The 21,954-nt window shown below is 70.7% G+C and carries 21 protein-coding genes; 2 read left to right on the top strand and 19 right to left on the bottom strand.

Going from position 1 to position 21,954, the window contains the following annotated elements:
* The 4 genes from FJ108_13530 to FJ108_13545 all read right to left on the bottom strand — a co-directional run.
* On the bottom strand, positions 1-847 hold an 847-nt coding region (locus FJ108_13530), incomplete at its 3' end, for an SDR family NAD(P)-dependent oxidoreductase (GenBank protein ID MBM4336908.1).
* Positions 848-875: 28 nt separating this feature from the next.
* The gene (locus FJ108_13535) at positions 876-1,931 is read right to left on the bottom strand and encodes a glycosyltransferase family 2 protein (GenBank protein MBM4336909.1); all 1,056 of its coding nucleotides are present in this window, start codon (positions 1,929-1,931) and stop codon (positions 876-878) included.
* Entirely contained in the window at positions 1,787-2,869 is a 1,083-nt protein-coding gene (waaF, locus tag FJ108_13540; GenBank protein ID MBM4336910.1) for a lipopolysaccharide heptosyltransferase II, read from the bottom strand. Before waaF ends, FJ108_13535 begins: the two co-directional genes overlap by 145 nt.
* Positions 2,870-2,909: 40 nt before the next feature.
* Positions 2,910-3,986, bottom strand: a complete 1,077-nt coding sequence (locus FJ108_13545; protein ID MBM4336911.1) for a glycosyltransferase family 9 protein — start codon at positions 3,984-3,986, stop codon at positions 2,910-2,912.
* Between FJ108_13545 and FJ108_13550 the strand changes: the two genes are divergently transcribed.
* Both FJ108_13550 and FJ108_13555 read left to right on the top strand, forming a co-directional pair.
* On the top strand, positions 3,748-5,109 hold the full coding sequence (locus FJ108_13550) for a YjgP/YjgQ family permease (GenBank protein MBM4336912.1): 1,362 nt from the start codon (positions 3,748-3,750) through the stop codon (positions 5,107-5,109). The genes FJ108_13545 and FJ108_13550 overlap by 239 nt on opposite strands.
* Positions 5,106-5,999, top strand: a complete 894-nt coding sequence (locus tag FJ108_13555; protein ID MBM4336913.1) for a hypothetical protein — start codon at positions 5,106-5,108, stop codon at positions 5,997-5,999. The genes FJ108_13550 and FJ108_13555 overlap by 4 nt, the downstream gene beginning before the upstream one ends.
* Here FJ108_13555 and FJ108_13560 read toward each other — a convergent pair.
* The 15 genes from FJ108_13560 to lysS form a co-directional block, all read right to left on the bottom strand.
* Positions 5,947-6,141, bottom strand: coding sequence for a Trm112 family protein (locus tag FJ108_13560; GenBank protein MBM4336914.1), 195 nt, complete (start codon positions 6,139-6,141; stop codon positions 5,947-5,949). The two genes, FJ108_13555 and FJ108_13560, sit on opposite strands and share 53 nt — an antisense overlap.
* 8 nt (positions 6,142-6,149) lie before the next feature.
* Positions 6,150-7,001: a 3-deoxy-8-phosphooctulonate synthase gene (locus FJ108_13565; GenBank protein MBM4336915.1), complete on the bottom strand. Its 852-nt coding sequence runs from the start codon at positions 6,999-7,001 to the stop codon at positions 6,150-6,152.
* A 100-nt stretch (positions 7,002-7,101) separates the two neighbouring features.
* A complete protein-coding gene (bioB, locus tag FJ108_13570; GenBank protein MBM4336916.1) occupies positions 7,102-8,163 on the bottom strand; it encodes a biotin synthase BioB in 1,062 nt (353 codons plus the stop codon).
* Positions 8,164-8,229: 66 nt separating this feature from the next.
* Positions 8,230-9,825: a tetraacyldisaccharide 4'-kinase gene (lpxK, locus tag FJ108_13575; protein MBM4336917.1), complete on the bottom strand. Its 1,596-nt coding sequence runs from the start codon at positions 9,823-9,825 to the stop codon at positions 8,230-8,232.
* Entirely contained in the window at positions 9,290-10,522 is a 1,233-nt protein-coding gene (locus FJ108_13580) for a 3-deoxy-D-manno-octulosonic acid transferase (GenBank protein MBM4336918.1), read from the bottom strand. Before FJ108_13580 ends, lpxK begins: the two co-directional genes overlap by 536 nt.
* Positions 10,519-11,649: a lipid-A-disaccharide synthase gene (locus FJ108_13585; GenBank protein ID MBM4336919.1), complete on the bottom strand. Its 1,131-nt coding sequence runs from the start codon at positions 11,647-11,649 to the stop codon at positions 10,519-10,521. The genes FJ108_13580 and FJ108_13585 overlap by 4 nt, the downstream gene beginning before the upstream one ends.
* On the bottom strand, positions 11,646-12,620 hold the full coding sequence (locus FJ108_13590) for a Gfo/Idh/MocA family oxidoreductase (GenBank protein MBM4336920.1): 975 nt from the start codon (positions 12,618-12,620) through the stop codon (positions 11,646-11,648). Before FJ108_13590 ends, FJ108_13585 begins: the two co-directional genes overlap by 4 nt.
* Positions 12,617-13,564, bottom strand: coding sequence for an LpxI family protein (locus FJ108_13595; GenBank protein ID MBM4336921.1), 948 nt, complete (start codon positions 13,562-13,564; stop codon positions 12,617-12,619). The genes FJ108_13590 and FJ108_13595 overlap by 4 nt, the downstream gene beginning before the upstream one ends.
* Complete coding sequence (lpxA, locus tag FJ108_13600; GenBank protein ID MBM4336922.1) at positions 13,452-14,234, bottom strand: acyl-ACP--UDP-N-acetylglucosamine O-acyltransferase; 783 nt, start codon at positions 14,232-14,234, stop codon at positions 13,452-13,454. Before lpxA ends, FJ108_13595 begins: the two co-directional genes overlap by 113 nt.
* Positions 14,231-14,629, bottom strand: coding sequence for a 3-hydroxyacyl-ACP dehydratase FabZ (gene fabZ / locus FJ108_13605; GenBank protein ID MBM4336923.1), 399 nt, complete (start codon positions 14,627-14,629; stop codon positions 14,231-14,233). The genes lpxA and fabZ overlap by 4 nt, the downstream gene beginning before the upstream one ends.
* A gap of 61 nt (positions 14,630-14,690) precedes the next feature.
* Positions 14,691-15,215, bottom strand: coding sequence for an OmpH family outer membrane protein (locus tag FJ108_13610; protein MBM4336924.1), 525 nt, complete (start codon positions 15,213-15,215; stop codon positions 14,691-14,693).
* A gap of 70 nt (positions 15,216-15,285) precedes the next feature.
* Positions 15,286-17,976: an outer membrane protein assembly factor BamA gene (gene bamA, locus FJ108_13615; GenBank protein MBM4336925.1), complete on the bottom strand. Its 2,691-nt coding sequence runs from the start codon at positions 17,974-17,976 to the stop codon at positions 15,286-15,288.
* A gap of 22 nt (positions 17,977-17,998) precedes the next feature.
* Entirely contained in the window at positions 17,999-18,670 is a 672-nt protein-coding gene (locus FJ108_13620) for an ABC transporter ATP-binding protein (GenBank protein MBM4336926.1), read from the bottom strand.
* Complete coding sequence (locus FJ108_13625; GenBank protein ID MBM4336927.1) at positions 18,663-20,426, bottom strand: FtsX-like permease family protein; 1,764 nt, start codon at positions 20,424-20,426, stop codon at positions 18,663-18,665. The genes FJ108_13620 and FJ108_13625 overlap by 8 nt, the downstream gene beginning before the upstream one ends.
* Entirely contained in the window at positions 20,419-21,915 is a 1,497-nt protein-coding gene (gene lysS / locus FJ108_13630; GenBank protein MBM4336928.1) for a lysine--tRNA ligase, read from the bottom strand. Before lysS ends, FJ108_13625 begins: the two co-directional genes overlap by 8 nt.
* Between the last annotated feature and the right edge of the window lie 39 nt (positions 21,916-21,954).

Here is a 21,954-nt window from a genome sequence, read left to right on the forward strand (position 1 = left end):
GGCCGGTTCCGACGTTGCACACGCGGCCGCCAAGGGCCTCGCAGCGCAGCGCGAGAAGATTCGCGCGCACGATGTCCGACACGTGCACGAAGTCGCGTGACTGCAGGCCGTCCTCGGTGACGAGCGGGGGTTTGCCGTTCAGGAGCCGCGAGCTGAAGATCGCCGCGACCCCGGTGTACGGGTTCGAGAGCGCCTGGCGCGAGCCGTAGACGTTGAAGTAGCGCAGCGCCACGGTCGGGATCCGGTAGGCGTTCCCGACCGCGAGGAAGAGCTCCTCGTGATCCCGCTTGGTGACGGCGTACACCGAAGTCGGTAGCAGCGGCTTGGTCTCTGGCGTGCCGATCGCGCGCAGCTCGCGCCCGGCCTCGTCGCGAAGCTCCCACTCGCGCTTCTCGAGCTGCGAATCCGGTCGCAGACCGGGCGACGCCGGCCGGCCCGCGGCGTCGACGTACGCCCCCTCGCCGTAGATCGACATCGACGACGCCACCACCATCCGCGCGATCTGGCCCTTGCGCGCGATGACCTCCTGCAGCAGGACGGCGGCTCCGAGCGAGTTCGCCGACACGTACGCCTCGATCTCGTACATCGACTGGCCGACGCCGACCGCCGCCGCCTGGTGGTAGACGATCTCGATTCCGTCGAGCGCGGCGCTCACCGCCGCTCGGTCCCGCACGTCGCCGCGCCGGTACTCCGCGGCTCGGTTCGCGTGCGTGGGCCAGTCGGCATCCTTGCCGTGCACCTGCGGATCGAGCGAGTCGAGCACCCGCACGCGATGGCCCTCCGCCACGAGCGCGTCGACGAGATGGGAGCCGATGAAGCCGGCTCCTCCGGTCACGAGGATGTTCAAGCCCGTTCTCCCTCTGGTTGCGCGCCGCTCAAGACCCGGCGAGCCCGGAGCTTGCGCTCTCGCCCGCGAGGTGCCAGGCGAGAATCTTGCGGTACTCGCCCGCTCGCCGCCCGCCGAAGCCGACGCCCGCCAGGATCTTCATCATCACGATCCCGCGCAGCGCAAGATACGCCAATCGCGAGCGGTTCTTCCGGAAGAACAGGTAGCGGCTGCGGTAGTACTCGATCCTCGTCCGGAGCGGCGTCTTCTTCTTGGTCGACTCGCCGTAGAGGTGGATGACGTACGCGTCGGGCAGGTGGACGATGCGCCAGCCCGCCGCGCGGATGCGATGGCACCAGTCCGTCTCCTCGAGGAAGAAGAAATACGCCTCGTCGATCATGCCGACCTTCTCGATCACCTCTCGGCGCACGAACAGACAGGCGCCGAGCACCGCCTCGACCTCGACCGGGGCGACGTAGTCGACCAGCTTGCTGGGATAGCGGCGCGGGAAGAGCCTGCGGAGCAGCGACTGCCCCAGCAGCTCCGAGATCAGGTTCGGCGAGTTGTGGATGCAGTTCTGCTTGCTGCGGTCCGGATTCAGGAGCTGCGGCCCCACCACGCCCACGTCGGGATTCTCGTCGAGGTGGCGCACGCAGGCCTCGAGCCCGCCGGGCAGCACGATCGTGTCGCTGTTCAACAGCACGGCGTGACGGCCGCGCATGACCTCGAGCCCGCGATTGTTGCCCGCGCCAAAGCCGATGTTCTTCGGCAGTGCGAGGATCCGCGTCTCGGGAAACTGGCGCACGACCGCTTCTACGGTGAGGTCGATCGAGCCGTTGTCGACCAGGATCACCTCGTAGGAGATCGCCGGCCGAGCGGAGACGATCGACGCCAGGCAGTCGAGCACCAGATCGCGCACGTTCCAGGCGACGATCACGATCGATAGGTCCACGCTCGCGCTCACGAGTGAAGCTCCAGATCGACGCTGCCGCGCCAATCGCTCTGGGTGAGCGCCGCGCGCGCCTCGGCGAGCACGCGCGCGGGCAGGAGCCGGGTCATGCAGCGATGGTCGATCGGGCAGACCTTCCGCTGGCACGGCGAGCACTCGACCGGCTCGCGCAGCAGCTTGGTCCGCTTCAGGTTCAGGTTCGTGTAGCCGATCGCGGTCGGGCCCATCAACACCAACGTCGGCACCTCGAAGGCCGCGGCCACGTGGCGCGCGCCCGCGTCGTTGCAGATCAGCAGCTGCGCGCGGGACAGGACGGACTTGAGCAGCGACAGGCTCATGCCCTCGCCGCCGAGCGAGACGATCCCCGCGCCCGCGAGCTCGCAGATCCGGTCGGCCAGCGCCTGCTCGCCCGGCCCGTGCACCAGCGCGACCTGCGCGCCGTCCTCGCGCAGCGCGGCCGCCACCTCGGCGACGTACGATAGCGGCCAGAGCTTCGACGGGCCGAATCCGGCGCCCGGCGCGAGGCAGACCAGCGGCGCGAGCTTCGAGATTCCCGCCGCCCGGAAGCGCGTCTCGCACTCGGCCTCGGCCGCGGCCTCAACGAAGAGCTCGACGTGCGTGCCGGTGTCGGGACAGCCGAGCTGCCGCACCAGGTCCAGGTAGTAGCGCTCCATCGCCGTGGGCACGAACCGCCCGGAGGCGCGCGGCGCCGGCACGGCATCGCTCAGCAGAACGCCCCGCCCGGCGCGCGCGTAGCCGAGCCTTCTCGGCGCGCGCGACGCGAAGGCCAGCAGGGCGCTTGCGAACGAGTTCGGCAGCACCACCACCAGATCGCTGCCGCGCAGCTCGCGCGCCAGCGCGAGTCGCGCGCGAAGCTTGCGGAGCACCCCGCCCGCCGCGTGGATCTCGTGCGGGACGATCTCGTCGAGCCAAGGCGAGCCGCGCAGGACGGACGCGAGCGCGCGCGGCACCACCGCCCGGATGCGCGCCTCGGGGCGACCTCGGCGAAGCGCCCGGAGGGCCGGAGTCGCCATCACGACGTCGCCCAGGTGGTTCGGCAGGACGACCGATATTTTCTCTTTTTCTACGGTCACTTAGTCCGACTCGGCGGCCCCCGGGAAGTGCGCCCTCCTGCTAGATACCCCGCGCCGGCGCCGCCGGCAACGCGGCCAGCAGCGCGAGTGCCGCGACCGCCACGGCATCCGGCTGGACCGCCCGCATGCACGCGCGCGACGGGCAGCCCTCCCGGCAGGGATTGCAGCCGACGTCGCTGCGCACGACCCGGCTGGGCACACCCGGGAAGGGTGCGTTCTCGATCGGGTCGGTCGGCCCGAAGATCGCGACCGCGGGCGTTCGCGCGAGCGAGGCGAGATGCATCGGGCCCGAATCGCAGCCTACGAAGACCGAGGCGCGCGAGAGCAGAGCCAGGAACTCGGCAAGCGATGCCGTCGAAGGCGCGAGCGCCGCGGCCCCGGCCGCCGCCGCGACGACGGCGTCCGCGGCGGCCTGCTCCCCGGGCACCGGGCCGAAGGCCACCAAGCTCGGGATGCCGACGCGCTCTCGCAGCGTGCGCGCCACCTCGCCGAAGCGCTCGGTCTCCCAGCGCTTGTAGCTCGTCTTCGGGCTCGTGCCGGGATGGATCAGCGCGAACCGCTCGGGAAGCCTCGGGAGCGAGGCCGGCGCGTTGCCGAGCGTGAGCGCGGCCGGCGCGCTCGGAACCTCGCCGCCGAGAAAGCGAACGAGCGCAGCGTTGCGTTCGAAGCGCGAGATGTGCGCGTGCGCGATGCGCAGGCGGTGGGTGAGCAGGTGGCGGCTGCCCTCCTTCGCGAACGGAAGGTCGTAGCCGACGCGAACCGGAATCCCGGCGGACCAGGTCAGGAACGCGCCGCGAAACACGCCGTGGAAATCGATCGAGAGATCGTAGCGGCGCTCGCGCAGCTCGCGGACGAAGTCCCTGAGCGTGCGCAGCGCGATGCGCGGGTGTCCCGGACGCAGACGGCGGCGCGGCACGATCACGGCCTCGTCGAGCTCGGCGAGCCCGACCAGGCCGGCCGCGGCGCGGTCCTCGATCAGCCAGTCGATCTTCGCGTCGGGGTACAGGGCGCGCACCCCCGCGAACGCGAAGCGCGTGCGCACGACGTCGCCAAGCGCCCCGAGCCGGACCACGAGCACGCGCTCGGCGTTGGCGGCCTCCTCGATTCCCCCTAGCATGAGGCCGATGGTCGCCCCTCGCCTGCTCTGGCGCTACATCCTGGTCGACGTCCTGCTGCACACGTTGCTGGGCTTGTTCGCGATCACGCTTCTGCTCGTCGTGCAGAACATGCTTCGCTTTCTCGAAGATCTGATCGCGGCCGGTGTCGGCATCGACGCGCTCGGGCAGCTGATCGCGCTGGTGCTTCCCGCCTACGTCGCCTACGCGATCCCGACGGCGCTGCTCTTTGGAATCCTGCTCTCGTTCGGCCGGATGTCGGCCGACGGCGAGGTCATCGCGATGCGCGCCTGCGGGGTGAGCGTTCCCCGGTTGCTTCCCCCGGCGCTGGCCCTCGGGGCGCTGGCGGCCCTGATCTCCGGCTACATCCTGTTCGACGTGCAGCCGCGCGCGCGCCACGCGATGCGGGCGATGGTGCGCCAGCTCGCGGGCTCGTTGGACGTGATCGAGCCGGGTCGCTTTCTCGTGTTCGGCGACCGATTGCTCTACGTGCACGAGCTCGGTGACTCGACCTGCCCGTACCAGGGCGTGCTGATCGGCGACTCGGGTGACGGGGAGCGGAGCTTCTACACCGCCGCGCGTTGCGCGTCGCTCAGCGCCGAGTCGGGCGGACGCGAGCTCGCGTTCGCGCTTCGCGACGGCTCGATCCACCTGCGCGATCCGGATCCGACGCGCTATCGCCGGATCCAGTTCGAGACGATGCGCCTGTCGATCGACATCTCCCGCTACAGCGACCCGCCGCTCGGCGCGCGCGACCTGCTCTTCTCGGAGCTGCTCGCGGCGAAGCGGCGGCCGCTCGACGACCCCGAGCGCGCGCGGCTGGCGGGAAATGACGGAACCTGGATCGACGTGCAGATCCAGCGCCGCCTCGCCTTTCCGTTCGCGTCGCTGCTTCTCGCGGTGATCGCGGTGCCGCTGGGCATCCGTCCGGTGCGCGCGGGACGCTCGATGGGCGCACTCACCGCGATCGCCGTGATGGCGCTCTACTGGCTTCTGTTCTCGCTCGGCGAGATGGCGGCGGAGCAAGGCATCGGCCCCGCCTGGCTCGGGCTCTGGACTCCCAACGCGGTGGTGCTCGGGCTCGGCGTCTGGCTGGTGCGGCGCGTCTCGCGGAGCGACGGATGAGACCTCGGACCGCCCGGGAAGTGCCGCCGGGCTACGTGGTCCACCGCGTCGCGGATGCGACGCTGGTCTTCGACGCGGCGCTCTCGAGCGAGCTGGTCGCGCTCCGGCTGGCCGATCCGGGAGCGCGAAAGCAGCTCTTCGCTCGCGCGCCGCGCCGCGGCCGTGGCGCGGCGCCGAGCATCGAGCTGCGCCGCGACGTGAGCGTGATCCTGCGCCGCTACCAGCACGGCGGAATCTTCGGCGGTCTCACGCGGATGCTGCACCTGGGTCCCTCGCGCGCGCTCCAGGAGCTGCGCGTCACCGCGCGAGCCGAGGCCTCGGGCGCGCCCGTGCCGCACGTGGTGTGCCTCGCGCTCTGGCCTGCCGCCGGGCCGTTCTGGTCGGCGCTGATCGGCACGCGAGAGGAGCGCGGCGCCCGCGATCTGCTCGAGGTGCTGCGCACCGGCCACGACGCGCGCGAGCGCCGGATCCTTCTGCGCGAGGTCGGCGCGGCGGTGAGACGGCTGCACGACGCGGGTGTGGATCACCGGGATCTCCAGCTCCGCAACATCCTGGTCGTCGACGAGAACGGACACAGACGAATCGTCGTGATCGACCTCGACCGCGCGGTCTACCACCCGGACGGGCGACTCGCGAGCCGCCTGCGCGCGCGCGGACTTGGCCGACTCACGCGCTCCATGGTCAAGAACGGGCTCTGGAAGCAACGCATCGGGCGTCGCGAGCTCGCCGCGTTCGCGTCGGCCTACACCGGAATGGATCGCAAGCTCCGCGTCGAGCTGCGCGGCTGGATTCGCGGCGAGCGCTGGAAGCTCGCGCTCCACCGGCTCCGCTACCGATTCATGGACTCCGCCTCGCCAGGGGAAGCGGCCGCGCCTCCTCGACGAGCATGACGGGAATCCCATCCTCGACGGGGTACGAGAGCTGGCAGGCCCGGCAGTCCAGCGACTCCTCGTCGCCTCCCTGCGAGAGCTGCAAGCGGAGCTCGGACTCGCACTTCGGGCAGACGAGGATCGCGAGCAGATCCGGATCGATTCGCGCGCTCAAGCGTGACCCTGTCCGCGGATCAGATCCGCAAGCGCGCCGGCCTGCATCATCAGCTCTTCGAGCTGGTCGAGCGGGAACTGGCTGGCCGCGTCGCAGAGCGCCTCGGCCGGTTTCGGATGAGTTTCCAAGAAGACTCCATTCGCGCCGGCCGCGACCGCGGAGCGCAGAAGCACCGGGATGAACTCGCGGGGCGCCCCGCCCGCGGGATCGGTGCTGGGAATTCCATAGCGACGGACCTGGTGACCGGCGTCGAAGACGACCGGGTAGCCGATCGCCTTCATCACCGGAATCGCGGTCATGTCGGCGACCAGGTTGTGATAGCCGAACTGCGCGCCGCGCTCGGTGATCAGGATGCGCTGGTTGCCGGTCCGCTCGATCTTGCCGATCGGGTGCTTCATCGACGCGGGCGCCATGAACTGGCCCTTCTTCACGTTCACGGGCTTTCCGGACTTGCCCGCGGCGATCAGAAGCGACGTCTGCTGGCACAGGAACGCGGGGATCTGGATCACGTCCAGCACCTCGCGGGCGGCGGCGATCTCCTCGACGCTGTGCACGTCCGAGAGCACGGGCAGCTCGAACTCCTTGCGGATCCACGCCAGCATCTCGAGCCCGTCTTCGAGCCCGGGGCCCTGATAGGACAGCTCGTCGCTGCGGTTGTCCTTCGAGTACGACGACTTGAAGATCACCGGGACGCGGAGCTTCTCGGAGAGTTTCTTCAGCCGCTCCGCAGTCATCGCCATGAGCGTCTGGTTCTCGATCACGCACGGCCCGCAGATCCATGCGAGCGGCAGACCCTCTCCCAGACGGACGGTCCCGGAGATGGCGTCGCCGATCTCCACGATGTGCATGGGCTTCAAGGACACTCCTCAAGAGGGGTCGGGCCGAGGATACGCTCGCCCCGTGGCGCCCGCCAGACAGGCGCGCGACCGGCGGGGCGCAAACGCGCCTTCAGGAGATCCGGGCCAGGACGGCGGGCTTCAGGATCTTCTCGCTGCCCTCGACGCGAAACACCTCGTCCACGCCGAGCTCCGCCCAGGAGATGAGCGTGCCGTCCGCCCGCTCGACCACGCAGCCGGCGTCGCGGATCATCCGGTAGGTGTCGACGGCGGACTTGCCCCGGGTCGTGAGGTAGCCCTCGACGAAGAGGGAGTTCGCCGGCCAGAGCGCGAGCGCCTCGAGCGAGCGCAGATGCCCCTCGCGGCCCGCGCCGACCCGGACCTCGGCGCGCGGGTTCGCGAGTCGCATCATCGCCAGCACGCGCAGCGCGCGCTCCGGCGAGAGCGACCCGTCCGACTGCACCGGGTTGCCCTCGATCGGCAGCAGGAAGTTCACCGGGATCGACGGCACCTCGAGCGCGCGCAGCTCCAGCGCGACCGCGATCACGTCCTCGTCCTGCTCGCCCATTCCCACGATCATCCCGCTGCAGGCCTGCAGCCCCACCGAGCGCGCAGCGCGCAGCGTCTGCAGTCGGTCGGCGTAGGTGTGCGTAGTGCAGATCTCGGGGTAGTGACTCTCGCTGGTGTTGAGGTTGTGATTGAAGCGGTCGACGCCGGCATCCTTCAGCCGCCGGGCCTTGGCCTCGTCGAGCAGCCCGACCGAGACGCAGATGTTGACCGGAACCTCGGCGCGGATCGTCTCGACGACGTCGACGAGGTAGTCGATCTGCCGATCGGCCGGCCCGCGGCCGCTGGCGACCATGCAGTAGCGGAACGCGCCGCAGGCCCAGGCCTTCTTCGCCTCTTCGACGAGCTCCGACTTGGACTTCCACGGGTACGGGCGAAGCGGCGCGTCCGTGACCGCGGACTGCGAGCAGTAGCCGCAATCCTCGGGACAGCGCGCGTTCTGCGCGTTGTTCAGGATGTGGACCTTCACGCGGTTGGCGAAGAAACGCTCGCGCACGACTCGCGACTCGTGCAGGAGCGGCAGCAGCGGAACCTCCGGGCCGAGCAGTCGCAGCAGCTCGGACGCGGGGAGCGGTGGACCGTCGAGCACGCGTTGGGCGAGTTCCATCTCGCGGCGCAGGATAGCCCAAACGCGTCTGGCTTTGCCGCGCCGCGGGAGAGGCCGGCGGGAGCGCTAGCGGGACGCGGCGAGGCGCGACGCAACGAGCTCCGCGAGCGGCTCGCCGCTCCCCGGCTCGACCTCCTCCTCGAGCGCGAGAAGCGAGCCCACCTCGCTCCAGCCTCTGTCGAGCTTCACCGCGTCCTTCTCCGTCGTGATCCAGCGCAGGCCCGGGTCGAGCGCGGCGAGGTCGGAGCGGCGGTAGAGGTGGTGATCCCTGAAGGTCCGCCGCGCGACGACCTCGGCTCCGAGCTCGCCGAGCTCGTGGGCCAGACGGTCGGGGCGAGCGATCGCGGCCAGCAGGCCGAGTCGCGCGCCGCGCAGCGCGTCGAGCGGCTCGAGAGCTCCGCTCCCGAGCGAGCGCAGCCCGAGCTTTCGCAGCCCGACCCGGAAGCGCGGCACGTTCGCGGGGAGCCGCGCCGCTCCCGGCGGCTCGGGATCGGAGGGCGTCGCGCGCGTGAACACCAGCGCGTGCGCACGCGAGAGCGCCGAGACCGGCTCGCGAAGCGGACCGCGCGGCAGAACGTGCCCGTTTCCGAGCCCAAGCCGCGCGTCGAGGCAGACCAGGTCCAGATCGCGCGCCAGCCGGTGGTGCTGGAAGCCATCGTCGAGAACGAGCACCTGCGCGCCGAACGCCGAGATCGCGTGCCGGCCCAGCTCGACGCGATCCACCCCCGCGAGCACCGGCACGTCCGGGGCCTTGGCCGCTAGAAGCACGGGCTCGTCGCCGGCCTCCGCCGCGCCGAGCAGGACGCGATCGCCGTCGGAGACGACGTTCGACTGCCGCGCGCGGCTCCCGCCGACGCCGCGGGAGAGCAGCGCGACGCGCAGCCCGCGCCGCTGCAGCGAGCGCGCCAGGAACGCGGCCAGGGGGGTCTTCGCCGAGCCCCCGACCGCCAGGTTTCCCACCGAGACCACGCGAGCGTCGAGCCGCACCCGAGCGCGCAAGCCCGACTCGTACACGTGGCGGTGTAGCCACGCTCCGGCCGCGTAGGAAAGCTCCGCGAGCAGGAGCGGCGCGAGCACGACCCGGGTCGCGGTCGTCTCGCTGGCACGCCAGAGCAGCTCCGGCACGTCAGCCCCGCGCCGCGAGCACGAGGCCGAGCGCCCGCTCGGTCGCGCCGGAATGCGCCGCGATCTGCGCCGCGGCAGCGCGCGCGGGCGCGTTTCGCTCCGGATCGAGCCAGAGCTCTTCGAGCGCGCGGGAGAGCCCCGCCGCGTTCTCGACCCGGCGTAGCACCCCGAGCGGCGCGAGCAGATCCGCTTGCGTGCGCTGGTTCTCGGTGTGGGGCCCGTGCACGACGACCCTTCCGGCCAGAACGGGCTCCACCAGATTGTGTCCGCCGACGTGCGCGAGCGTTCCGCCCACGAAGACGAGATCCGCAAGGCCGTACAGGCTCGCGAGCTCGCCCACGCCGTCGACGACGACCACCTCCGCGGCAGCCGCGCCCTGCGAGCGCAGCCCGACGCTTGCGCCCTGCCGCCGCGCGGTCTTGGCCACGTCGGCGGCTCGCTCGGGATGGCGCGGCGCAAGCAGAAGCCGCAGGCCCGGCGCCCGCTCGGCGCGCAGCTTGCGCCAGGCCTCGAGCAGCGCCTCCTCCTCACCTGCATGGGTGCTTCCACCGACGAGGAATGGACCGGCGCCGAGCGCCGCAACGAGCTCTCGCGACGGCTCCGCCGCCTCTCCGCGATCGAGCTTCAGGTCGCCGACGACGCAGCAGCGCTCGCGGCTCACTCCGAGCGCGACGAAGCGCTCCAGGTCCAGCGCGCTGCGCGCGCCGAGTGCGTGCACGCGCGCGAGGAGCGGCGCGAAGAAGCCGCGCAGCAGCCGGTAGCGCGGGTAGCTCCGGTCCGAGATGCGCGCGCCGACGACGATCACGCGCGCGCCGCGCGCGTGGGCCGCGTGGATCAGGATCGGCCAGAGCTCGGTCTCGACGAGCACCACCACCGCGACGTTCGCTCGCGAGAGCGACAGCTCGATCAGGCCGGGCAGGTCCAGCGGCATGAGCCGCGTGCGCGCGCCCGGCAGACGCGCGCGCAGGCGCCCGCGCCCGGTGAGCGTCAGGGCGGTTGCAACCACCGGCACGCCCCGCTCGACCAGTGCGGCCGCGAGCGGAGAAGCGGCCTCGACCTCGCCGACGCTGGCCGCGTGCAGCCAGACGCATCCCCCGGGCATTCGGGCCAGCGGCCGCAGCCGCTCCAACGCCGCCGCACGCGGACCGAAGGCGCCGAGCAGCCAGGCCAGCAGCAGAACCGGCGCCGCGGGCAGAAGCAGGAGCAGCAGCACGGCTTCGTAGGCGTAGATCAATTCCGCCCCGCCACCTCGACCGCGAGCTCCGCCACGCGTTCCGCCGCGCCGGGCGCGCCGAGCAGCGCGACCGCGGCGGCCAGCTCCTGGCGCATCTTCGCGCGCGCGCCCGGATCCCGAAGCAGCTCGGCGACCAGCGCCGCGAGCGCGGCCGGTCGCGCGGCAAGCTGGATCCGCTCCGGCACGACGCCCGCGCCCGCGATCAGGTTCACCATGCAGCTCGACGGAACGCGCGCGATCCGGCGCGCGAGCTCGAAGGTGAGCGGGCTGGTGACGTGCGCGACCACGAGCGGAACGCCGAGGATCGCGGCCTCGACCGTCGCGGTCCCCGCCGCGCTGATCAGGCAGGTCGAGGCGGCCATCGCGTCGTGAGAGCGGCCGCGAACCACGCGGCACCAGTCGGGCACGTCGAAGGCCGAGGCCTCGAGCGTCGAGGCGACGATCAGCTGGACCTGCACGTCGGGCAGCGATGCGTGCAGCAGCTCCGCGGTCTCGCGGAGCAGCGGCCAGTTGCGCTCCACCTCGTTGTGGCGGCTGCCCGGAAGCAGCCCGAGCACCGGGCGCGAGGGGTCGAGTCCGAGCGAGCGCAGCCGCTCCTCTCGATTCGCGCCTCCCGCGAGCCCCGCGAGCCGATCGACCAGCGGGTGCCCGACGAAGCGCGCGTTCACCCCGGCCTCGCGCAGCAGCGGCTCCTCGAACGGAAAGATCACCGCCACCGCGTCCGTGCGGCGCGCGAGCTTGCGAACCCGCCCGGGCCGCCAGGCCCAGACCTGCGGCGCCACGTAGTACAGCACCGGAACGCCGCTCCTCTTCGCGACCGAGGCGAGCGGCAGGTTCAGATCCGGCGAGTCGACGAAGATCGCCAGGTTCGGGCGCGGGCTCGCAGTGAGCGCGCGACGCAGACGGGTGTAGGCCCCGAGCAGCCGCGGCACGCTGCCCACCACCTCGACCAGCCCCGCGATCGCGAGCTCCGACTGCGGCACGATCGGCGCGAATCCGACCGCGCCCAGCGCCGTGCCGCCCAGACCGAAGACCTCGAGATCCGGCACGCGCTTGCGCAGCGCTTCCACCAGCCCGGCGGCGTGCATGTCGCCCGACGCGTCCGCCGTCGACAGGAAGACCCTCAAAGAGGCACTCCGTCCGGCCCGACCGCGATCGGCTCGATCGCCTCCTGGATCCGCAGCGCCAGGTCGAGCGCGCGATACCCGTCCTCACCCGAGACCTCCGGCTCCGCGCGCGTGCGCACCGATTCCGCGAAGGCGCGGTCCTGCGCGAGCAGCGCGTCGGCCGCGTCGAGCTCGATCTTCTCGGCGGTGATTCGCGGCGGCTCGGCTCCTCCCGGCACGCCCTGCCGCCGCACCATGGTGATCTTGTTCTCGCCCAGATCGATCGAGACGTACGCGTCGGACTGGAACAGTCGGACCTTGCGCAGACGCTCGAGCGAGACGCGGCTCGCGGTCAGATTCACGACGCAGCCGTTGGCCAGCCGAAGTCGGGCGTTCGCGATGTCCTCGGTCTGCGAGAGCACCGAGACGCCGACGGCCTCGACGCGCTCGACCTCGTGCCCCGCGAGCTCCGCCACGATGTCGAGATCGTGGATCATCAGATCGAGCACGACCGAGACGTCGGTCGCGCGGGCGGGGTACGGCCCGATCCGATGCGCCTCGATGAAGCGCGGCCGCGTGAGCGCCGGCCGGACCGCGCGGAACGCGCGCGAGAAGCGCTCGATGTGGCCGACCTGCAGGATCCGCCCGCCCGACTTCGCGCGATCCACGAGGCTTCGCGCATCCGCGCGCGTGGTCGCGATCGGCTTCTCGACCAGCACGTCGAGGCCGGCGTCGAGCAGCCGGCCCGCGACGCGCGCGTGCTCGACGGTCGGCACCGTCACGCAGGCGGCGTCCGCGGCCTCGGCCACGCGCTCGAGCGTCGCGAGCAGCGGCACGCCGTGCTTTGCGGCGATCTCGGTCGCGCGCGCGACGTCGACGTCGGAGACGCCGGCGAAGTCGAGCACGCCCTCGGCCGCGAGCGCCGCGAGCTTCTCGGCGTGGAGCCGGCCCATGTAGCCGACGCCGACGACGGCGATCCGCGGTCGCGTCACCCGAGCCCCGGGTCCAGACCCACGACGCTGATCGCGGCGGCCTCCGCCTGCGCCAGCGTGCGCGTCTGCTCGAGCACGAGCGTGCGCCCGGCCTCGAGCCCGATCGCGCGCAAGCGGCACTCGCGCGCGATCTCGACCGTGCCGGGCCCGATCACGGGAACGTCGAAGCGCATGTCCTGCTTGGGCTTCGCGGCCTTCACCAGCACCGCGCCGGCGCCGAACTCGGCGCCGCGCCGGATCATGCGATCGGTCCCCTCGAGCGCTTCGACCGCGAGCACCGTTCCCTGCCGGACCAGGCATGCCTGCCCGACGTCGTGCACGCCGAGGCTGCGCACGACCCGCATTCCGAGCGAGAGGTCCGCGCGCAGCGCCTCGTCCGGCGGGCCGCCGCAGAGCGGGCCCTCGCGCACCATTCTCTTCTCCAGGTAGCGCGTCGACTCGACCACCTCGAGACCCTCGCTCTCGAGCTCGCCCGCGACCGCGCGCAGGATCGCGTCGTCACCCTTCGCGGCCAGGCTCGAAAGCAGCGCGAGCGCGCGCGCGTCCGGGCGCAACCGCCCCGGCTCGCGCAGGATCGCGGCCTTGCTCACCGCGCCGGCGAGGATCACCTCGCGCGCCCCCGCGCCCGCGAGGAACGCGATCAGCAGGCCGAGCTCGCCCGCGTTCACCCAGCGGAACGGCCCGTCGGCCTCGCGCTCGATCGCGGGATCGGTGTTGTCCTCGATCGCCGCGATCGCGACGCGCAGCCCGTGCTCGCGCGCGGCCTGCGCCACCTCGAACGGCAGCGGGCCGCTGCCCGCGATCAGTCCGAGCACCCGCTTCTCCACGCGGCTAGCGCCGTCGTGCGAAGCCGCGCTCCGACTTCTCGAGGAACGCGACCATTCGCTCGGCCTCGGCGGAGTCGGGAAGCTCGGCGCGCACCGCCGCGAACGCCTCGCGCGAATGCAGCCCCTCGCGGAAGATCAGCCGGAACGCGCGCTCGACCGCGTCGATGCGCTCCTTGGAGAAGCCGCGCCGCTCCAGGTTGATCCGGTTCATCTTCACGATCCGCGCCGGAAAGCCGTTGGCGAGCGTGAAGGGCGCAGCGTCCTGCATCAGGCCCGACATTCCGCCCACCATCACCGACTCGCCCACGCGCACGAACTGCTGCACCGCGACGCCGCCAGCCAGGTAGGCGTAGTCCTCGACGATCACGTGACCCGCGAGCATGACGTTGTTGGCCATGATCACGTGGCTTCCGACGTTGCAGTCGTGGCCGATGTGCACGTTCACGAGCAGCAGGTTGTCGTCGCCGACCCGCGTGGTCCCGCCGCCGGCCGCCGTGCCGGGGTGGATCGAGACCTGCTCGCGGATCACGTTTCGCGCGCCGATCGTGAGCCGCGTGGGCTCGCCCTTGTACTTCACGTCCTGCGGGATCTCGCCCACCGTCGCAAACGGGAAGATCACCGAGCCCGCCCCGACCTCCGTGTGTCCGGTGACCACGGCGTGCGAGCGAAGCGAGACGCCCTCGGCCAGCCGGACGTGCGGGCCCACCACGCAGAACGGGCCGATCTCGACGCCATCGGCGAGCTCGGCTCCGGAATCGACGATCGCGCTCGGGTGTATGCGCTTCATTCCTTCTCCTCCGCGTCCCATTTCACGAATGCGGCCAGAAGCTCGGCCTCGGCCACGGTCTCGGCCCCGACCGTCGCCGTGGCCTTGAAGCGGACCATCTTCGGGCGCGCGCGAAGCGGGTGGACCCGCAGGCGCAGCACGTCGCCGGGGACCACCTGGCGGCGGAAGCGCGCCTCGTCGACGCCGACCAGCACCGTCTTCATGCCGAGGTTGCCCGGCAGCGCGTTCATCGCCCAGATTCCGCCGGCCTGCGCCATCGCCTCGATGATCAGCACGCCCGGGAAGATCGGCTGGTCGGGGAAGTGCCCCGCGAAGCTGGGCTCGCTGGCGGAGATCAGCTTCTCCGCGAGCACGTGCTGCTCGGAGAGCGCGATCACGCGGTCGATCATCAGCATCGGGTAGCGGTGCGGCAGCAGCTCGCGGATCCGCTCGATGCCGATCGGGACCTTGTCCACCTCAGTTCTCGTTCAGCCGCTTCACCACCAGGTCGGTGATGTCGAGCGATTCGGGCGCGTAGAGCACGCCGGGCGTCGAGCGGTCGAGGACCAGATCGAAGCCCTTCGACTTGCCGATCTCCTTCACCGCCTCCTCGAGCTTCTTGGCCAGCGGAGCGAGCAGCTTGCGGTTCTGCACCGCGATCTCGTCCTTGGCGGCCTGGAAGTCGCGCTCGAGATCGCGCTGGCAGCTCTGGAACTCGATCATCCGCTCCTGGATCACGTCGTCGGCGAGCACGAAGCGCTGCGCCTCGATCTCCTCCTGCATCTTCTTGCAGCGCGCGGAGCGCGGCTCGAGCTCCTTCTTCTTCTTCTCCTCCAGCTGGGTGAGCGTCGACTCGGCCGCCTTGCCGCCGTTGCTGGAGAGCAGCGCGCGGCGCTGGTCGACCACGGCGAGCTTGAATTCCGCCGACGCCGCGAGCGCGGGGAGCAGGAAGCCGAGAGCCAGGCCGAACGTCATCCCGGCGCGAACGATGCGGAACTGCATGGAACCTCCTTGATCGAGAGCTACACCGTGCCGTTTCGGCGCGGAGAGGGAAAGACCAGACTCGGGCGCGTCAGTAGTTCTGACCGCCGAGCGAGAATTCGAACACCGTGCCGTCCTCGTCCTCGTAGGGATCGAGCGGCACGCCGAGCACCACCAGGATCGGGCCGAACGGGCTGAACCACTGGATCCCCGCGCCGGTCCCGAAGCGGAAATCGGCCGGATTGATGAAGTCGTCCTCCGCGAACGAGTTTCCCATGTCGAGGAAGATCAGGCCGGAGAGCCCCATCTCTTCCGAGATCGGGAACTGCAGCTCCAGGTTCACCAGCGCCATCGAGTTGCCGCCGATCACGTCGGTCGCGTCGAGGTCGTTGAAGTCGTCGATCTCCGTGTCCTCGAGGCTGTTGCACTGGTTCGGGCCGAAGCGGCAGAAGTCGGGCGCGATCACGCTGTAGCCGACCGGGGTGAAGGCGACCTGGTCCCCGCTGTGATACAGCGGCTCGAGAATCGCCCGTCGCGGGCCGAGCGAGCGCTGCTCGAAGCCGCGCACCTGGAAGGCGCCCAGGCCGCCCAGGAAGTAGCGCTCGGTCAGCGGCAGCTCGAGGTCGTCGTCGATGCCGGCGAGGGCGCGGATCTCGTTGTTCGGGTCGGTCCCGAAGGTGGCGAGGCAATCCGACGTGTCGCAGCCCGGAAGGTCGTAGTCGGAGATGTCGTTCCAGGGCAGCGCGTAGCCGACGCGCGAGTTCACCACGAAGGTGGCCTCGAACGGCAGCCAGCCCCCGACCGGGATGAAGTGCGTCGTGCGGCCTTCGATGCGCAGGAACTCCGCGAAGCCGCCCAGCCCCGCGAAGTCGATGTTGGCGCCGGTGATGTGCCCCGACTTCGGAAACCGGATGTCGTCGCGCGTGTCGCGGCGCAGCGACAGGTTCAGGAGCGACGTCGTCGTGTCGCCCTGGAACTCCTCGCGCTCGAGCAGCGAGGCGGCCTGGAACTCCTCGAAGCCGGAGACCTCTCGGCTCGCGAACGCGTAGCCGGTGTTGACGAAGGTCTCGCCCTCGTCGAGCGGGTAGCCGACCGAGATCCCGAAGCCGGTCTGCTCCTGGTCGAAGTCGTTGTACTCGCTCTCCGAGCTGTTCAGCGTGAGCGACAGCGAGGCCACCGAGCCGAGCACGTACGGCTCGAGGAAGCGCACGTAGTAGTAGTGGTTCTGCGAGCCCATGTCGGCGCCGGCCGAGAGCGCGCGCCCGGTGCCGAACAGGTTCTCCTGGGTGATCGATCCCGAGACGATGAATCCGTCCACCGAGCCGACGCCCGCGCCGAAGCTGAAGCTTCCGGTCGGGCGCTCGACCACGTCCACCGACATCGAGACGCGGTTCGGCTCGTCGGTCGGCTTGGCCCGCACCTCGACCTCCTCGAAGTAGCCCAGCCGCTGCACGCGCATCTTGCTCTTCGCGACCGCCTGCGCCGAGTAGAGCTCGCCCTCGCCGATCGCCAGCTGGCGACGCACGACGGTGTCGGCCGTGCGCACGTTCCCGTTCAGGTCGATTCCCTCGACGAAGTAGAGCTCCCCCTTCTTGACCTCGAACGAGGTCGCGATCTCCTTCTTCTCCGGATCGACGTTGGTGATCGGATTGACCGTGGCGTCGAAGAAGCCGCGGTCGGCGTAGTAGCCGCGCAGCCGGTCGACGTCGCTCGAGAGCGTCGAGCGGCTGAAGACGTCGCCGGGCTCGAGCTCGACGAGCCCGAAGAGCTGCCCGCGGTCCATCGTCTCGTCGCCGAGGATGTCGACCGTGCCGACCAGGAACTGCGGCCCCTCGCTGATGTCGACGCGGACGACGATTCCCTTCTCCGAGACGTCCACCTCGGGCTGGCCGATCGAGACGCGGACGTAGCCCTCGTCCATGTACAGGCGCTGGATCTTGTCGAGGTCCTGGTAGAAGATCGGCTCGGAGTAGAGCCCCGAGTTGTCCCAGAGCTGCGAGACGTAGGACGTCACGCCCCAGGTCTTGGTCTGCATCACCTTCTCGAGCCGGCCGTCGGAGAGCGCCTCGTTGCCGCGGAAGTCGATCTCCTTGAGGCGCAGCTTCTTGCCCTCGACCACGTCGAAGTTCACGCCGACCGCGCCCTCGCCCATCGGCTCGAGCACGTAGCCGACCTTCGCCAGGTAGTAGCCCTTGGCCTGGTACTGCGCCTCGATCCGCGCCGAGTTCTCGAGCAGGAGCGGGTAGTCGACGGTCGAGCCGACCGTGACGGTGAGCTTCTCCTTGATGTCGTCCGAGCCGAGCTCCTCGTTTCCGGTGATGCTCACCTGCCGGATCACCGGGTTCTCGACCACCGCGTAGGTGACGATCGCGCCGCCGCCCTCGGCCGGCTCCACCTCGATGCGCACGTCGTGGAAGAAGCCGAGCCCGTAGATGCGCCGCACGTCGTCGGCAAGTCGCACGCGGTCGAGCGGCTCGCCGGCCTTCGTCCCGATCACGGCCTTGATCGCGTCGGGCTCGATCCTCCGGGTTCCCGAGACGCGGACCTCGTGAACCACGGCGTCGCGGTCCTCGGGGCCGAAGCCCGAATCCGCCGGCGCCGCGAGATCGACCGGAGCCGGCTCCTGCGCGAGCGCGGCGCCCGTGAAGAGCAGGCACAGCAGCAGCGCAATCGCGAACGCTCCGCTTGCGCGCCGGGAGCTCGAGCCTGTTGCAGCTGCAGAAGCCAAGTGGATCTCGCGACCGTCCCGAAAATGAGCCCGCAGTGTACGCGCGCGTCCCATTCCCGGCAGATCGTCCCGCGTCCTAGGACGCGAGCCGCCCCTCGACGAGATAGCACTTCTTCGCCAGGCGATTGGCGAGCTTCTCGTTGTGCGTGACGAGCACGAGCGCGGTCTGCGCCTCGGCGTTGAGGCGCAGGAACAGGTCGACCACGTCGTCGGCGGTGTGCGGATCGAGATTTCCGGTCGGCTCGTCGGCCAGCACCACCGAGGGCCCCTGGACCAGCGCGCGCGCGATCGCCACGCGCTGGCGCTCGCCGCCGGAGAGCTTGCCCGGCCCGTGGTGCAGGCGCTGCGCGAGCCCGACCGAGGTCAGGATGGCGCGCGCCCGGTCGCGGGCCTCGCGGCGCGGAACGCCCGCGAGCAGGCACGGCATCATCACGTTCTCCTCCGCGTCGAACTCCGGGAGCAGATGGTGCGACTGGAACACGAAGCCGAGCGAGCGGTTCCGGAACGTCGCGACCTCGTCCGGCGGCAGTCCCGTGAGATCCTTCCCGCCGTAGAGCACCTGCCCCGAGGTCGGCCGGTCGAGGCCCCCGAGCACGTGCAGGAGCGTCGACTTGCCCGCGCCCGAGACGCCGAGGATCGCCACCGATTCGCCGGGCGCGACGCGCAGATTCAAGCCCGAGAGCACCTCGATCGTCTGGTCGCCGAGCTGGAAGCGCTTCACCACGTCGCGAGCTTCGAGCTCACTCATATCGCAGCGCCTCCGCGGGATCGAGGCGCGAGGCCTGCCACGAGGGCAGAAGCGTCGCGCCGATCGAGAGCACCATCGCGATGGCCGAGATGAGCGCGAGCTGCACGGCCTCGATCGCGTGGGGGAGCTCCTGCAGCTGGTAGATGTTCGGCGGCAGCACGTCGAAGCCGAAGGTCCGCTCGACGATCGACTGGATCACGTCGAGGTTCTCGGTGATCACCAGCCCCATTCCGATTCCGAGCGCGAGCCCGGCAATGCCGATCAGGAAGCCCTCGATCGCGAACACGCGCAGGATTCCGTCGTCGGTGCAGCCCATCGTCTTCAGGATCGCGATGTCCTGGCTCTTCTCCATGATCATCATGATCAGCGTCGCGACGATGATGAAGCCGGCCACGACCATGATGAAGCTGAGCAGCACGAACATCATCACGCGCTCGGTCTTCAGCGCCTGGAAGAAGCCCGGGAAGTACTCCTTCCAATCCCGCGTGTAGTACACGCCCGCGTCGCCGAGCGCCGTCTCGACGTCGAGCGCGGTCGCGCGCGAGGCGTAGGCGTCCCCCGTGCGCACCTCCACGCCCTGCGCCACGTCGGAGAGCTTCATGAACTTCTGCGCCGCGGGAAGGCTCGCGTAGACGAATCCCTCGTCGAACTGGAAGAAGTCGGAGCGGAAGACGCCCGCGACGCGGAAGCGCTCCAGCCGGGGCGCGGGGCCGAGCGGGGTCGGCGCGCCGCCCATCGGCGAGATCAGCACCAGCGCATCGCCGATCTGCAGCAGGAAGCGGTTGGCGAGCTCCGCGCCGACGATCAGCCCGGGCAGCCGCTCGATCTCGTCGCCATCGGGCTTCGGCGCAAGGTCGGCGAGCGATCCCGCGCGAATCGTCTCGACCAGCTGCGTCGCCTCGGCCACCGTCTCGGGGTCGATGCCCTTCAGCACGATCGCCTGCAGCTCGCCCTCGCGTCCGCGCAGGATCGCGTCGCTGGCCAGGAAGGGGGTCGCGCCCAGGACCCCGGGCACCTGCAGGACGAGCTGTCGCACCTCGCGGTACTCGTCGTAGGCGCCCTCGCGCGAGAGCACCGAGAAGTGCGCGCGCGCGCCGACGATCTTCTCCTCCCACATCGAGGAGAAGCCGTTCATCACCGAGAGCACGACGGTGATCACCGCGACGCCGAGCGCCACGCCAACCACGCAGATCACCGAGATGATCGAGATGAAGGTCTGCCGCCTGCGCGCGACCAGATAGCGCAGCGAGATGAACCACTCGACCGGCCGCGAGCGCCGGTGCTCGACCAGCCCCGCGATCACCAGCGGCCAGACGCCGAGCGCGCCGAGCAGAAGCAGCGACGCTGCGATCGAGATCGCCGCCTGTCCGGTGTCCTCCCGGTCCGGCGAGACCAGACCGAGCGCGAAGAGCGCGCCGCAGACCATCAGCACCGCGCCGACGAGCCAGGTGAGCGCGCGGTGGAGCGCGCGTGCGCGCACGAGACCCCAGGCCAGCAGGGCCGTCGCGAGCTGTCCCGCGGGCGGCGCGAGCGGAGACGGAGCGTCCAGCGCGATCGCGAGCGCGGCCGACGCGCAGGTGGCCAGCGCGATGAACGGCAGCGCGACGCGCGCGGGCCGCACGAAGCGCAGGAAGTGGCCGAGGATCAGCGCCGCCGAGCCGGAGAAGAACAGGAACATGGTCCCGAAGCCGAGCGCGATCAGCGCGACCAGGCTCGCGGAGACGAAGCCGAGCGAACGCGAGACGAGCTCAATCATCGCGCGGCCGCAGGTGCGGGAACAGCTTCACTTCGCGCAGGTGGCTCGATCCGGTGAGGATCATCGCGAGCCGACCGATGCCCATCCCCATCCCGCCGGTGGGCGGCATGCCGTGCTCGAGCGCGCGCAGGAAGTCCTCGTCGAGCGGCTGCGCGCCCGCGTCGCCGGCCCGGCTGGCCTCGACCTGCTCCAGAAAGCGCCGGCGCTGGTCGTCCGGATCGTTCAGCTCGCTGAACGCGTTGCACAGCTCCATTCCGCCGATGAATCCCTCGAATCGCTCGACCATCTGCGGGCGGCCTGCCTCTCGCTTGGCGAGCGGCGAGAGAGCGGCGGGGTACTCGACCACGAAGGTCGGCGAGAACAGCCCCGGCTCGACCGTCTGCGAGAACACGTCGTCCACCAGCCCCGCCCAGCTCGTCGCCGCCGCCGGATCGACGTCGGGAACGCCCGCTTGCTTCACGGCCGCGCGCAGCGCATCGAGCTCGTTCGCCCGGTGGATGTCGACCCCGCAGGCCTCGCGGATCAGGTCGGCCATCGCGCGGCGCGGCCAGGGTGGGGTCAGATCGAGCCTGCGACCGTCGCGCTCGATCGTGAGCGTTCCGACCGCTCGCTCCGCGGCGTGCACGACCATGCCCTCGACCAGCTCCATCATGTCCTCGAAGTCGGCGTAGGCTTGGTAGACCTCGAGCATGGTGAACTCGGGGTTGTGCTTCTTCGAGACGCCCTCGTTGCGGAAGTCGCGCCCGATCTCGTAGACGCGGTCGAGACCGCCGATCACCAGGCGCTTCAGGTACAGCTCGAACGAGACCCGCAGGAAGAGCGTCTGGTCGTAGGTGTTGTGCACGGTCGTGAACGGGCGCGCGTGCGCTCCGCCATAGAGCGGCTGCAGGATCGGCGTCTCGACCTCGAGGAAGCCGCGCGTGTCGAGAAAGTCGCGGATCGCGCTGATCGCGCGCGAGCGCTTGACGAAGATCTGACGCGACTCGGGATTGGTGAGCACGTCGAGATAGCGCTGCCGGTAGCGCGCCTCGACGTCCTGCAGGCCGTGGAATTTTTCGGGCAGCGGCCGGTACGACTTGGCCAGGAACCCCTGTTCGCTCGCCTCGATCGAGAGCTCGCCCTTCTGCGTGCGCACCAGCGTGCCGCGCGCGTAGATGAAGTCGCCCACCTCGTAGAGCCGGACCGTCTCCCAGACCGACTCCCCGAGCGCGTCCTTCTTCAGCCAGACCTGCAGCCCTTCGCCGTCCCCTTGGAGCGTCGCGAAGGCCATCTTGCCGAACGAGCGCAGCGCGACGATCCGGCCTGCGACGCAGAACGAGACCGCGGCCGCGGCGAGCGCGGCCGCGTCGGCGTCTCCGAAGCGCGCCAGGATCTCGGGAATCGGGGTGCGGTCGCGCGGCACGCGCGCCGGAAACAGCTCGACGCCGCGTTCGCGCAGCCGCTCCGCACGCGCTCGTCGCGAAGCCAGGATCTCCTGCTCGGTCGCCACGGGCTACGCATCCCCCTGCATGAGATAGGCGCGGATCAG

The organism is Deltaproteobacteria bacterium (assembly GCA_016875225.1).
In the GTDB taxonomy this organism is placed as follows: domain Bacteria; phylum Myxococcota_A; class UBA9160; order SZUA-336; family SZUA-336; genus VGRW01.

Bases quoted from the DNA above. Each gene is read 5' to 3' on its own strand.
- FJ108_13555 (MBM4336913.1), top strand. From the start codon at position 5,106: ATGAGACCTCGGACCGCCCGGGAAGTGCCGCCGGGCTACGTGGTCCAC.
- fabZ (MBM4336923.1), bottom strand. From the start codon at position 14,629: ATGCTGATGATCGACCGCGTGATCGCGCTCTCCGAGCAGCACGTGCTC.
- lpxK (MBM4336917.1), bottom strand. From the start codon at position 9,825: ATGCAGGTGAGGAGGAGGCGCTGCTCGAGGCCTGGCGCAAGCTGCGCG.
- FJ108_13610 (MBM4336924.1), bottom strand. From the start codon at position 15,215: ATGCAGTTCCGCATCGTTCGCGCCGGGATGACGTTCGGCCTGGCTCTC.
- FJ108_13625 (MBM4336927.1), bottom strand. From the start codon at position 20,426: ATGATTGAGCTCGTCTCGCGTTCGCTCGGCTTCGTCTCCGCGAGCCTG.
- FJ108_13550 (MBM4336912.1), top strand. From the start codon at position 3,748: ATGCGCGGGTGTCCCGGACGCAGACGGCGGCGCGGCACGATCACGGCC.
- bioB (MBM4336916.1), bottom strand. From the start codon at position 8,163: ATGGAACTCGCCCAACGCGTGCTCGACGGTCCACCGCTCCCCGCGTCC.
- lpxA (MBM4336922.1), bottom strand. From the start codon at position 14,234: ATGAAGCGCATACACCCGAGCGCGATCGTCGATTCCGGAGCCGAGCTC.
- FJ108_13620 (MBM4336926.1), bottom strand. From the start codon at position 18,670: ATGAGTGAGCTCGAAGCTCGCGACGTGGTGAAGCGCTTCCAGCTCGGC.
- FJ108_13565 (MBM4336915.1), bottom strand. From the start codon at position 7,001: ATGCACATCGTGGAGATCGGCGACGCCATCTCCGGGACCGTCCGTCTG.
- bamA (MBM4336925.1), bottom strand. From the start codon at position 17,976: ATGGGACGCGCGCGTACACTGCGGGCTCATTTTCGGGACGGTCGCGAG.
- FJ108_13545 (MBM4336911.1), bottom strand. From the start codon at position 3,986: ATGCTAGGGGGAATCGAGGAGGCCGCCAACGCCGAGCGCGTGCTCGTG.